The organism is Lacrimispora sphenoides (genome assembly GCF_900105215.1).
GTDB lineage: Bacteria > Bacillota > Clostridia > Lachnospirales > Lachnospiraceae > Lacrimispora > Lacrimispora sphenoides_A.
This window is the reverse complement of the sequence record NZ_FOIP01000002.1, coordinates 428,011-440,156: the sequence shown is the minus strand read 5'-3', so window position 1 is coordinate 440,156 and position 12,146 is coordinate 428,011. Positions and strand designations below refer to the sequence as shown.

12 protein-coding genes are annotated in these 12,146 nt (G+C 45.6%); 2 read left to right on the top strand and 10 right to left on the bottom strand.

Annotation, left to right across the window (positions count from 1 at the left end):
- The first annotated feature begins 61 nt into the window (after positions 1-61).
- Complete coding sequence (locus BMW45_RS18865) at positions 62-604, top strand: beta-class carbonic anhydrase (protein ID WP_092247576.1); 543 nt, start codon at positions 62-64, stop codon at positions 602-604.
- 87 nt (positions 605-691) lie between these two features.
- On the opposite strand, the gene BMW45_RS18860 is transcribed toward BMW45_RS18865, so the two are convergent.
- Both BMW45_RS18860 and BMW45_RS18855 read right to left on the bottom strand, forming a co-directional pair.
- On the bottom strand, positions 692-2,029 hold the full coding sequence (locus BMW45_RS18860) for a CitMHS family transporter (RefSeq protein WP_092247573.1): 1,338 nt from the start codon (positions 2,027-2,029) through the stop codon (positions 692-694).
- Between the two features lie 126 nt (positions 2,030-2,155).
- Positions 2,156-4,333, bottom strand: coding sequence for an ATP-binding protein (locus BMW45_RS18855; protein ID WP_242883163.1), 2,178 nt, complete (start codon positions 4,331-4,333; stop codon positions 2,156-2,158).
- Between the two features lie 97 nt (positions 4,334-4,430).
- Here BMW45_RS18855 and BMW45_RS18850 point away from each other — a divergent pair, with 97 nt between their 5' ends.
- On the top strand, positions 4,431-5,117 hold the full coding sequence (locus BMW45_RS18850) for a response regulator transcription factor (protein WP_025232121.1): 687 nt from the start codon (positions 4,431-4,433) through the stop codon (positions 5,115-5,117).
- Here BMW45_RS18850 and citC read toward each other — a convergent pair.
- From citC to BMW45_RS18810, 8 genes are all read right to left on the bottom strand, one after another.
- Positions 5,107-6,135 carry a [citrate (pro-3S)-lyase] ligase gene (gene citC / locus BMW45_RS18845; protein WP_092247570.1) on the bottom strand — a complete coding sequence of 343 codons (1,029 nt, stop codon included), beginning with the start codon at positions 6,133-6,135 and terminating at the stop codon, positions 5,107-5,109. The genes BMW45_RS18850 and citC overlap by 11 nt on opposite strands.
- Entirely contained in the window at positions 6,123-7,037 is a 915-nt protein-coding gene (citG, locus tag BMW45_RS18840; RefSeq protein WP_092247568.1) for a triphosphoribosyl-dephospho-CoA synthase CitG, read from the bottom strand. Before citG ends, citC begins: the two co-directional genes overlap by 13 nt.
- Positions 7,038-8,600, bottom strand: a complete 1,563-nt coding sequence (gene citF / locus BMW45_RS18835) for a citrate lyase subunit alpha (protein ID WP_092247565.1) — start codon at positions 8,598-8,600, stop codon at positions 7,038-7,040.
- Between the two features lies 1 nt (position 8,601).
- Positions 8,602-9,501, bottom strand: coding sequence for an aldolase/citrate lyase family protein (locus BMW45_RS18830; protein ID WP_092247562.1), 900 nt, complete (start codon positions 9,499-9,501; stop codon positions 8,602-8,604).
- Positions 9,498-9,800 (bottom strand): citrate lyase acyl carrier protein, encoded by a 303-nt coding sequence (gene citD / locus BMW45_RS18825; RefSeq protein ID WP_025232116.1) that lies wholly within the window; start codon positions 9,798-9,800, stop codon positions 9,498-9,500. The genes BMW45_RS18830 and citD overlap by 4 nt, the downstream gene beginning before the upstream one ends.
- Positions 9,801-9,904: 104 nt before the next feature.
- Positions 9,905-10,438: a citrate lyase holo-[acyl-carrier protein] synthase gene (gene citX / locus BMW45_RS18820; RefSeq protein ID WP_092247559.1), complete on the bottom strand. Its 534-nt coding sequence runs from the start codon at positions 10,436-10,438 to the stop codon at positions 9,905-9,907.
- 39 nt (positions 10,439-10,477) lie between these two features.
- Positions 10,478-11,053, bottom strand: a complete 576-nt coding sequence (locus tag BMW45_RS18815; protein ID WP_092247556.1) for a hypothetical protein — start codon at positions 11,051-11,053, stop codon at positions 10,478-10,480.
- A 134-nt stretch (positions 11,054-11,187) separates the two neighbouring features.
- Entirely contained in the window at positions 11,188-12,033 is an 846-nt protein-coding gene (locus tag BMW45_RS18810) for a YitT family protein (protein ID WP_092247553.1), read from the bottom strand.
- Positions 12,034-12,146 lie beyond the last annotated feature (113 nt).

Genomic DNA, 12,146 nt, shown 5'->3' with positions numbered 1-12,146 from the left:
TTTATCCAATATTAAGGTTTCTCCTCTATCATTGGCCTATATGATAAAGAGGAGGCAGATTATGATTCGAGAAATTTTAAAGCACAATGATGTTTTTGTAAACAACGGTACTTTTAAATCCTTTGCTTCAAACAAATGTCCCAGAAAAAAGCTTGCCATACTAACCTGCATGGATACCCGGCTGGTAGAGCTTCTGCCGGCCGCACTTGGAATCCACAACGGAGATGTAAAGTTAATAAAAAATGCAGGCGGCTTGATCTTAGATCCATTTGACAGCACAATCCGCAGCCTGCTGATCGCTGTTCTGGAATTCGGCGTGGAAGAAATCATGGTTATCGGTCATACCGACTGCGGTGCAGCTGTTCTATCACCGGAAACCATCATCACCCATCTGATCCAGAGAGGCGTAGGCATGGAAACCATACTCCAGCTGAAAGAGGAGGGACTGGACTTTGAATCCTGGTTTCAGGGCTTTGAAAACACGGAAACCGCCGTTCAAAAATCCGTTTCCCTGATTAAAGGCCATCCTCTCATGCCACCCGATGTAACGGTTCAGGGCTTTGTAATGGATATTACCTGCGGCAGGCTGGATCAGGTTTCCTGATTCTTACATAGGAAAGAAAGATGCCGGAATCAAATTCCGGCGTCTTTCCCATTTAATTTTATTTTAGGATTTTATATCAGGAATCTATTATAAGGTCAGTACGCCGAGTAAAAGGCCGGCTACCAGACATACCATACTCACACCCCATACCCACAGGAAGCATGTCTTTATATGATCTTTGATCTCCACACCCGCCAGGCCGATTCCCAGGAATGTGGCCGGCACAACAGGGCTTATGAAGGTTGCGCAGTTTCGGCAGACCACCATGGTGATGGCAGTTTGGGCAGGATCTACGCCAAACTTGCTTCCTATCCCGATCAAAACCGGAAGGAGACCATAGAAATAGGAATCTGTACAGAACAATAAGGTCAGCGGCACGGATAGTATTCCAATGATAAGCGGCAGAAAACGACCCATGGACTGAGGGATAAATGCAGCCATTGCGTTAGCCATGTAGTTCATGATCTCACTGTCTTCCAATACTCCAAGGAATACACCGGCTGCCAGAATGGTAGATGCCATCATAAGGCCAGGACCGGCGTGGGACTTAATGATCTTATTTTGAAGCTTCGCACCAGGATAATTGACTAAAAGTGCTGCGACACATCCTATCATAAAAATAAAATATGACGGCATCGGCATGAAAACAAGAGCTATAATAACAACTAAAGTCAGGATTACGTTGAAAACAAACAGCTTTGGTCTAGCCAGTTCTCCCAGATCGGAGGCAGAGGCACTTTCTTCCAATGCTTCGTAATCATCAATTACAAGAGTGCTATTGGCTCCTGCCCCTCTCTTCTTTTCAACAACTCCCCAGAAAAACGCGGTAAAAAGAGCAACTACAATACCAACCGCCTGCATCGGCAAAAGCTTCATCCAAAGGACATTGGCTTCTACCTCCAATACGGAAGCAGCACGCATGGTTGGACCGCCCCATGGAAGCAGGTTCATAACACCCATGGAAGTAACGCATATTAAAAGCAGCGTTGTCGGACGCATTTTTAATTTCTTATAGACCGGCAGCATGGCTGGAATGGTGATTAAGAACGTAGATGCTCCGCCTCCATCCAAATGGCCGATTATGGCAATAATGCTGGTCATAAAAGCTACACCTACTACATTGTTCCCCACTTTTTTCATAAGCGCATCAATGATGCGGTCAAACATTCCTGCATCCGTCATAATTCCGAAAAACAATACGGAAAATATGAACAGAGCAGCGGTCGAGTGTACCCCGGATACCCCCTTGGAAATGAATTTCCCAACTTCACTGACTGTGAAGGTTCCGGTCAAAACCAGGATCAGCGCACTTACGCTGGATACACCGATAAATGCCAGCGCCGGAACAGTAACATTCCTCAGCAGTAAAACAATGATCATGATAATGGTTGCAAATCCTAATAATGCAAGCATTGTCTCATTCATGTTTTCTTCCTCCTCTTTACTTTTTATTTATAGGAACAGTATAAAAGCCTAACCTTACACTCTTCCTCCTTCTCTCTTTCATTTCTTTAAGAGAAAAATTAATAGTTGTTAAGATTAGGCTTTCTTTTATACTCTTTCCTTACAGTTCTTTACTGCTTTTAAAATCACGGAGTCGGAAACCGGTTTATCGATGTATTCATCAATGATTTTCCGTTTCTTGGCCTCCAGGATTTCTCTCGTTACCCGGTCCGTCATAATGATCCTGATAATATCCGGATACTTTCCCTGAAGGGACATATAAAAATCCGTGCCGCTTTTCCCGGCAATTTCCTGTTCCGTCACAATGGCATCGATTTCCTGCTCCTTTAGTATTCTTCTGGCCTCTTCAAAATCCATGCAGGCTGTCAAAGGCACATGAAGCCTGCTAAAGCTTTTTTCCAGAAGACGTAATACCTTTGGGTTATCGTCGATGACCAGAAGCCTTAAAGAGTCCCCACTTTCCTCCTCTGTTTCCTGCTGCCCTTCCTTATCTTTCTGTTCATTCACAGGAAGGAAGATATGAAAGACACTGCCCTCTACCAGTCTGCTTTCCGCAAAGACATACCCTTTGTGGGAATGAATGATCTGCTCCACCAGAGAAAGACCAAGGCCCGTTCCGGTTCCATTTTTCTTTGTTGTGAAAAACGGATCAAAAATCTGTTTTAACACCTCTTCGCTCATGCCTTCCCCGTCGTCTGCAATGTCAATCCGCAGGTAATAATTCCACTCCTCTGAAACTGAGGTGAGCTTGTATTGTTTTAATTCTTCCGAACTTACTATGCTTCCATTTATGGTAATGGTTCCTTCCCTGTGTCCGATCGCATGAATTGCATTCACACAGATGTTTAATATGACCTGATTCATCTGGGTTTCGTTTCCCAAAAAACATTCATCGGATAAATCAATCTCTTTCCTCAGATGCACATGGGCAGGGCATACGGAGCTTACCATTTTTATGGCACGGCCCAGTACCTTTGCGGCGATTAAGTTTTTAAAGGCGGTCTCCATATTTTTCCGGCTTAAGGATGAAATCTGCTGGATAATTTCTTTTGCCTTTCTGGAGGCTTCATAAATCTCTGATGCGCTGTCATAATTTTCCTCCCCCTCCGGAAGTCCATACATCAGCAATTCGGCATATCCCATGATCGGAGTCAGCAAATTGTTAAACTCATGGGCAATACCGCCGGTCATGGTTCCCATGATCTGAAGCCTCTGCTGATGGGCAATGGTTTCTTCACTCTGTTGCATTTCCTCTAAAATTTTATTAAGCTCCCAAAGATATGCGATCTCTTCCGTGTCCTTTTTCTTCTGAACCCGCAGATCCCCGATATAAAGCACCATTCCAAGGAGTACGGAAACAATTCCTAAAAAGACAAGGCCCAGCTTGAAAAATCCGGCTGCAACCGGGATATAAATATCATTGTAGTCAATCACCGCACTGACTACCAGAAATCCGTTTCCAATGACAGCCGGTGAATAAGCGCTGACCTTTTTCACCTCAGGAACCCCCGGATCCAGCCACCAGTAGGAATAATACTCAGAGACCCCTGCCTCTCCTCTGTTCTGGTTTTCTATCATCTGCTGCAGGCTGGTTAAATCCTTGTCAGGAAACATCTCCTGCCTGCCGGAAATCACATTGATCCCCCACTGGCTTTCCTGAGGGTGAATGAGGATGATCCCTTCCGAGTCCTTGATTACCACATACCCATTAGTTCCCAGGCGGATATTGGAAACAAGGGAATTATAATAATTCTTTTCATTTAAGATAATGGAAAGGGTTCTGCCGCCAGGAAGAATTTTCCTTAAAATCAAATACATTTCTCCATTATCCAGTTTACACTGCCGGAAGCTCACATCCTGGCTGATCTCTGTTACGGAATAAGTATCAGTCACCCCATATCCATTGACACTTTTTAATAATCTTCCGTCCTGATCCTCCAAAATAACATCAAAAACAAACCGGCTGTGTTTCGTCACATAGCTCTCTAGTATGCTCCATTCTTCCCAGCCTGTCTTTTTATAGTTCTCGTTTTCTATGTCGCACAGGGTGTTTAAATCTGCCTGATATCCTTCAATAAAAATCTTTAAATTTTCTCCCATGCTCTGGGTTGTCAAAAGCATCTGTTTCTTTTGATTATTTATAATCGTTTCTTTATATTCATTCCAGATACTGAGTACAAGACAACAGAAAATCAGCAGCACGGAGGCCATGGCACAAAACATAAAAACCGTCCCATATCTCTTATTTCTCTTTATTTTACTCATGAAATCATCCTCTATTTGCCTGTTCCTCATTGACTTGTCTCCGGGTTAATATTATAATAATTTTAGACTTTACATAAATTTTACTTAGGGGGAAGCTATGTCTGATAAAGTATTAATTGTGGATGACGATCCGGCGGTTTGTAAGTTATTGGAGAAAGTCATGCACAGCAACGATCTGGAAACCAGCGTTGCTGACAGCGGACTTACCGCACTGAATCAACTGAAAAACCACACTTACGATATGATCCTCATGGATGTAATGCTGGGTGATATGGAGGGCTTTGAGGTTATCAAACGTCTGCGCAGCCAGGGCATACAGACTCCGGTTATGATCGTAAGCGGAAGAAACGAAGATTATGATTCCCTATATGGTCTTTCGGTTGGCGCAGATGATTACATAACCAAGCCATTCCGTCCCCTGGTGCTGGGAGCCAAGGTAAAGGCGTTAATCCGCCGCAACAAAAATCAGGTGCTGTACAGCTCGGATGTTCTGGAATGCGGATCTTTCACTTATAATACTTCCACCATGCGGTTTTATAAAAACGGAGAAGAGATTGTTCTTTCTTCCAAGGAAAGCAGTCTGATGCTCCTGTTTTTGAAGCATCCAGGCCAGGTATTTACAAAAGACATGATTTACGATCATGTGTGGGGAAACAGCGTTGCCGTAGACGATAATGCCATCATGGTGTACATCAACCGCCTGCGTGGTAAAATCGAAGAAAACCGGCAAAAGCCGGTCCATATCGTAACAGTCAGAGGTCTTGGATACCGGTTTATCCCTTAGGCCTCTGGCCTTTTTTTTTCTTTTCAAGGTATTCCAATGTGGTTTCAGGCACCAGGTTTCTCATTCCTTCAAAGTCCCCCTTTTCATACCATTTCCGGACTTCAGTTGCACTGATTGCCTCTCCCCCGGAACGCTTCCTCTCGATTTCCATCACAGAAATCCCATGCCGGGGAAGGATCTTTTTCATCTCCTCATTGTAATGTCCGGTTACCGCGCATACCGGTTCTGTCCCCACGAAACGCGTTGTTATCTTAAGAGCCGGGGCGATGCGCTTGCCGAAAAGCTCTAAATCCAGCTGGCAGCCGGCCCTTTCCCCCCGGACCTTCTCCTTTATGAAATAGGTCGGAAAGGTTGCTGCGGATATGACATAATCAGCTGCCTGATGAACAATCGCCCGGGGCAGATCTCTTAGTCCCTCCCGCACCATAAAAAATCGTTCATCTGCTCCAAAACTGCTTCTGTTATCGGCAAGAACCAGTACATGGACATAGTCACAGCAGGCAAGGGCCTGTTCTGCCAGATACCGGTGACCGTAAGTAAATGGATTGCAGTTGGCAACGATGGAACCGATGACCATATCCGGATTCAGAGCCTCCTTAGGAGACTCTGAGATCAGACGGTTTACAAACTCTTCAAATCCGTTTTTCCTGTTTTCCATAAAAAGAACTTCATCGGTCATAAGAACCGGATAAAAACCAAGATCTCCAAACATCTCCCTGTTTTCCGGCTTTGTGTATATGAGAATATGGGATCTGCCGTTTTCAAATTCATACTGGGTCAGGGATGAGATGATCGTTCCGGATAAGCCAAACCCACGTGCGCTTTTATCAACCGCAATGCATTTTAAGACATTCTGTTCTGCTGAGCCGGTGGCCTGGATCCGATAATTCTCATCAAGCAGGCATACGCTGTATTCGATTCCCTGGTCATAATCCAGATCATTCCGTTTTAAAAAATCCTTTAACAGTTCCAGCTCTTTTCCTTTTAACGGCCTTCCCACCAGCTTTACGAATTCCATAGAAGCCTCCCCTTCACCGGCTCTTCTGCCAGATCATGCATGAAAATTGCAACAGCCAGAAGATCTGCACATCCTCCGGCACTTATATTTCCCTTTATAAAATCCGCATCCATTCGCTTTAAAGTCACCATGCTTTTGTCCCCGTAGGCCCCGCCATCAAGCAGGAAATTCCTTGCAATGGACTGAACCTTCAAAAGAACGGATGGATCATGTCTAGCAATGATGTTGGAGTCCTCTACCCTGCTCATGAGCATAAACAAAGTTTCTAGTTTGATCCGGTTCCATTCCCGGCCTTCCTTAACCCCTTTTGCCATGACAGGAAGGGCGATCCTGCGTACGGAAGCATAGCCGCTTATGGCCTCTCCCCTTGCACCGGTAAGCCCATATTGATTCAGATTTTTTTCTCCATTGCTTGTAAACTCCTGCATCTCCTTTAATTCCTTTATAAGGGTCTCTCTTGCCATGGCCTGCTCCATTTCCACCAGGCACCCGGTGGTCACGGTTCCATAGGCCTCCATGCATGCCCCGGCGGCTGCACTTAAGATTCCCAGGTGAAAGATCAGTCCCTTATGAGTATTTACCCCTGCCGTAGCCTGATACATGGCTTCCTCTGCAGACAGACCGATCCGGCGGATGCGCTCAAATAACAGCCTTGGCATGCGTGGAAGCCTCATGCCTTCTAAGGCCATGGAAACAAAATACGGCTCCAGGGCTCTGGCACTTTTTTCAAAGGAGATAACATCCATATCTTTATGAGCGCCTGTGGAATACAGATCCACCAGGCCGGGCTTGGGAGTCGTATAAACCTCCTCAAGCATGGCCCGGTAAGCCAGGTTCCCAATGTGAACAGCTGCCTCTTTCATTGTCTCTTTTGGTTTCACGCAAGAACTGCTAGTCATCATTTATTCTCCTGTAAACTGAAACTCCCTGATCTTACGCACCACATCCATAACGGTACCATCTCTGCTTTCAATGATTCCTACCACCTTATTATCAAACTGCACCTTTTCCGGTTCTCCTGTAATGGAGTATGCGATATCCCGCAGTTCCTCAATGGTCTTAAACGGCAGATCCACATCTTTCATACACTGGATTAAATCCTGCCTTCTTGGATTGACTGCAATGCCATAATCAGTGATCACCACATCAATGGATTCGCCAGGAGTCGTAACTGTTGTTACGTCTGTGCAGACAGCCGGAGTCCTTCCCTGCAGCAGCGGAGTAATCACTATGGTACATTTCGCTCCGGCTGCAGTGTCCGGATGCCCTCCCTGAGCGCCGGTAATCATACCGTCAGAACCAACCACAACATTGCAGTTGAAATTCACATCCACTTCCAGGGCTGCCAGGATCACAAAATCCAGTTTGTTTACAACAGCTCCCTTGTTAAAGGGGTCGGCATATTCACCTGCACTGATTCGGAAATGCTTGGGATTGATGACGGATTCCACTGCATCCAGATCAAAATCCTGGGTATCTAACAGGGCATCTACCTGACCGTTCTCCAATAAGTCGCACATGGGTTTCGTCAGCCCTCCCACTCCGAAGCGCATACGCACATTTCTCTCCTTCATGATTTTTGCAAGAGAAATGGTGGAAGCGATGGAAGCACCGCCTACTCCGGTCTGGTAAGAAAATCCATCCTTAAAATACGGGGTATTCACGACAAACTCGGTACAATAATCAGCCATCATAAGCTTGCGCATATCTGTGGTTGGCTTTGCGGCTCCGGTAGCAATCTTTTCCGGATTTCCGATCTCATCAACAACTACCACATAATCTACCTTTGTCATGGAAATATGGGCTGGGAAGTTTGGAAAAGGAACCAGGCAATCCGTGATTGCAACCACCTTATCCGCATAATCTGCATCCACCATGGAATAAGAGAGAACGCCGCAATCGGATTTCCCGCCGATACCCCGGCAGTTCCCATAGTCATCGCAGGTGGGCGCACCGATAAATGCGATATCGATTCTCACCTCTCCGGTTTCAATGGCACGGACTCTTCCGCCATGGGAACGCATAATGGCCAGGCCCTTTAATTTTCCTTCTGATATGGCCCTGCCGATCTTTCCCCTGACGCCGGAGGACTGAATCCCTGTAATGGTCCCATCCTCGATGTATTCAACCAATTTATCATGGGCTTTTCCAAGAGAGCTTGCACAGATGGTGATATCCTTGATTCCCATATTGTGGATCTCCTTCATCACCAGGTTTACTACATAGTCGCCTTCCCGGAAATGATGATGAAAGCCCAGGGTCATGCCATCCCGGATCCCGCATTTCACGAGACAATCGTGAATGCTGTCCACCATCTTGCTGCCCTCTGAATTGATCACGCATTTTGTAAACGGACCATCTTTTTTATACACAGATCCATCAAAGTGATGAATTCCCATAAAAGGTTCTTTTCCTGTGATTTTTAAGATTTCTTCCGGAATATCTCTCCCTACTGCATTAATCATCTTACAATCCTCCCTTGTATACACCAGAGGCCTTGGCAAGCTCTATGGTTCTCTTGGCTCCGTCATAGAACGCAATGTCGATCATTTTTCCGTCTACGATAAATACTCCGATTCCCTTTTCCCTTTTGTCCTCGATTTCCATAACGACCTTTTCTGCAAAGATGATATTCTTCTGTTTCGGTGTAAAGATATCATGGACAACTGGGATCTGGCGGGGATTGATAATGGACTTTCCGTCAAATCCCATCAGATGAATGGTTTCCACATCCCGCCGGAAGCCCTCCATATCATCAAGGTCAGTATAAACCGTATCAAAGCACTGGATTTTTGCTGCCCTGGCCGCAATGATCAAGTTCTGCCTGGCTCCCATCAGTTCAACACCGGTTCCTGTAATATAGGTCTGTAAGTCCTTGGTATAGTCCCCGCCGGAAAGTGCGATTCCAAACAGCCTCTCGGAAGCCTCACAGACATCCAGTGCCTTCACCACACCTCTTGCAGATTCTATGGCAGCCATAATGAGGGTCCTTCCTTCCGGAATGCCAAAATCCTCTTCTGCAGTCCGGATCTCTGCCTCCACTGCTTTTACATCCTCAGGCCTTTCTGTTTTCGGAATCCGGATCGCATCACAGCCGCCTGCAACCGCACAGCGGATGTCCTCCTTCCAATAAGGAGTATCCAGTCCATTGATCCGGACTACCCGCTCGCAGCCCCTGTAATCAATCTCCTGAAGTGCATGATAAAGGGAAAACCTGGCTGCATCCTTCTGATTTTCTGCGACCGCATCTTCTAAATCCAGCATAATGGAATCCGGTTTATAAATATGCGGATCCTTAATAAGGCCTGGTTTCTGGGCATTTAAAAACATCATAGTTCTTCTGAGCCGTTTCTTATTCCGATTCATCGTTTTCTTCTGCCTCCCCAAAGAATATTTTCAAACTGGTCTGTGGAACGGGATACCGCACCTTCCACCCGCGCCTTAATGGTGCAATCCAGTGCTCCCTTATCAACAACCGTGATTCTCACATTGTCGATTCCCAGATTCTTAAGGGTTTCCATAATTACCTTCCGAATCCTGTTGCCATACTGGTTTATTACTGCGCTTTCCAGCACAAAATCGATTTTACCATCACCTGGCTCTACAGTCACCTGACAGTCGCTGGACTCCAATGTACCGGCCATGGCTGGTTTCTTAATTTCCATTTTGCTTAAAGCCTCCCTTTTATGTTCTATACTTTCATTTTAAAGGGAGAATCTTAACCAGGGAAAAAAGGAATCTTAAAATTTATTAAGAAAGGGGCAGATTCTCATCTGCCCCTTTCGATCAACCAGGAATTTATCATACTCTCAACACGTCCGTAAAGCTCCTCTACCGTATGGCTCCGGCTGCGGCCGCATAGCTTTGCATCCTTTTCACATATCAGGCATCTGCGCACAGGGTATCCCAATTCCGCTCTGCCGATCCCGTTTCCAGCCTTATCGTAAACGTCGATATCAAACAGCCTTCCAAGAGGATGGGTTTCTTCCATGTGAATCGTTATCTTTTTCACAAATAGGGGATCCTGACTTTTCACTGCATAGAGCTTTAAATAGCCGGCCTTCTCTTTTACCACGGTCTCTTCCGTCACAGTCAGCCCATGTTCCAAAAACAGGCGGTTAAGTTCTTCTCCCCCTGCGGAAAATGCCAGAAAGATACCTGGAGAGGTTTTCCTCGGACCGGGAATGTTCATCCCAAGAGCCACAATCGTGGCTTCCTCATGCTTTTTTTGAAGTGCTTCCTGCATACTTACTTTCTTTTCCCGGAAAGAAAGCATCTCATCTAAAGTCACATTCTCTTCCACTTTTGTCTTTTCCTCTTTATTTCCTGTTAAGGGTATTGCTTATTCCCTGATTTCTACTATTCCAAAGCTTCCGTCTGACCGTTCCTGAAAGATGATTTTCGATGTTCCTTCTCCCATGGTCACGCCTTTATCCGTCATGTTCAGAGAAACTGTATCCACATTGGCCACTGATACCATCAGATCATCTCCAAACACCATATCAGGGTTCTGCTTAAATAAATCTTCCCGGTTTTTAAGGGTGATCGTCTCCTCATCCGCAGTTACGAAAACACAGGGATAAAACAGCAGGCCTGCAAATGCTTCCAGATCCCGGTCTCCTACCGCTTCCTGAATCTTTTCGGCAAACGCCTCCACCTTTTTTCCCGCTCCAGCGCTTACTTCACTCTCCACGGCCTCTATTCCCGGCCCTGACTGGTCCATATCCTCTTCCGGAACAGTTTCCTCATCTCCTTGATTTGTTCCCGATCTCTCCATTTTTACGGCCGCAGTCTCTGTCTTTGCCGCTTCCGAAGGAGCTCCGCCCAAATCTGCAGCTTGCTTCCTGCCGCAGCCAGCTGTCAACAGCACAGCAAAAGCGATAGCAAAACAAAATAAACTGATTTTCTTTTTCAGCATTTCCTGGTTCCTCCCTGCGTCCATTTTCTAATCCGGGTTCAGTTTAGCACCTGCCAGACTGTTAAGTCAATAGGGTTTCTAAAACCGTAAACCTTAGTCATCTTTCCGTAAGATTCTCGTTTGTTCTTTATCCACTATTTATATTCTTTATGAAGGGTAAATCCCCTTCCCCGTACCTCATTGACCTGGTTAATGATCATAAATGCACTGGGATCGATCCCCATGACCAGTTCGTTCACCTTTGAAAGCTGTCTCCCGGAAATTACGGTAAGAACCGTAAAGGAAGCCGTTCTTAAATATCCTCCTTCGCTGGCAAGCAGGGTGGTTCCTCTGTCCATCCGGGATTGGATCGCCTGGCTGATCTCCTCATACTTTTCACTTATGATTTTTACCTGCATCTGGTTGCGGCCGATTAGGAGCACCTTATCAAGAACCGTGCTGTAGGTAAGCACCAGCAGGATTCCATAAAGGATCTGCTCCTTATTGGAAAATAACATCTGTGACAGAAGGATCAGGCAGTCAAAGGCCGACATGGTCATAGATACGGACAGATTCATTTTTTTATTAAGGATCAAAGGGGGAATATCCATTCCTCCGGTGGAAGCGCCGGCCCGTATTACCATGCCGATGCCCACGCCAATCAAAAGTCCGGAAAAAACAGTGGCCAGCATCCGGTCATCTGTCATAGCGGCCTGACCGAACAGATTTTCAAATACTCCTAATATAAACGGATAATAAAAAGTACTGATCATGGTTGTAAATGCAAACTGCTTTCCCAAAAAGAAGGCTCCCGCCACAAACATGATAATATTAAAGGCTCCGATAAAGGCAGCTACGGGAATGCCCAACTGGTGATGGGCCACCAAAGCAAGACCGGTTGTTCCGCCTGTGATCAGTCCCCCCGGCAGAATAAACAAGGATACGGCCAGAGCATAAATGGTATTGCCCACAAGCACTGTTGCGATCTTTTTCATATTCATACTTTTGTAATTTCCTTTCCTTGTATAAACAAACACTCTTAATATACCATGGGACAATGTTTTATACAATTTATTTTCTGCCGTTTATGTGAGGAATCCCTATGAAATATCAG

Excerpts from the sequence above, each read along its gene's own strand:
- BMW45_RS18865 (WP_092247576.1), top strand. The coding sequence starts at position 62 with ATGATTCGAGAAATTTTAAAGCACAATGATGTTTTTGTAAACAACGGT.
- citG (WP_092247568.1), bottom strand. The coding sequence starts at position 7,037 with ATGATGACTAGCAGTTCTTGCGTGAAACCAAAAGAGACAATGAAAGAG.
- BMW45_RS18860 (WP_092247573.1), bottom strand. The coding sequence starts at position 2,029 with ATGAATGAGACAATGCTTGCATTATTAGGATTTGCAACCATTATCATG.
- BMW45_RS18830 (WP_092247562.1), bottom strand. The coding sequence starts at position 9,501 with ATGAATCGGAATAAGAAACGGCTCAGAAGAACTATGATGTTTTTAAAT.
- citC (WP_092247570.1), bottom strand. The coding sequence starts at position 6,135 with ATGGAATTCGTAAAGCTGGTGGGAAGGCCGTTAAAAGGAAAAGAGCTG.
- citF (WP_092247565.1), bottom strand. The coding sequence starts at position 8,600 with ATGATTAATGCAGTAGGGAGAGATATTCCGGAAGAAATCTTAAAAATC.
- citD (WP_025232116.1), bottom strand. The coding sequence starts at position 9,800 with ATGGAAATTAAGAAACCAGCCATGGCCGGTACATTGGAGTCCAGCGAC.
- BMW45_RS18855 (WP_242883163.1), bottom strand. The coding sequence starts at position 4,333 with ATGAGTAAAATAAAGAGAAATAAGAGATATGGGACGGTTTTTATGTTT.
- BMW45_RS18850 (WP_025232121.1), top strand. The coding sequence starts at position 4,431 with ATGTCTGATAAAGTATTAATTGTGGATGACGATCCGGCGGTTTGTAAG.
- BMW45_RS18815 (WP_092247556.1), bottom strand. The coding sequence starts at position 11,053 with ATGCTGAAAAAGAAAATCAGTTTATTTTGTTTTGCTATCGCTTTTGCT.
- BMW45_RS18810 (WP_092247553.1), bottom strand. The coding sequence starts at position 12,033 with ATGAATATGAAAAAGATCGCAACAGTGCTTGTGGGCAATACCATTTAT.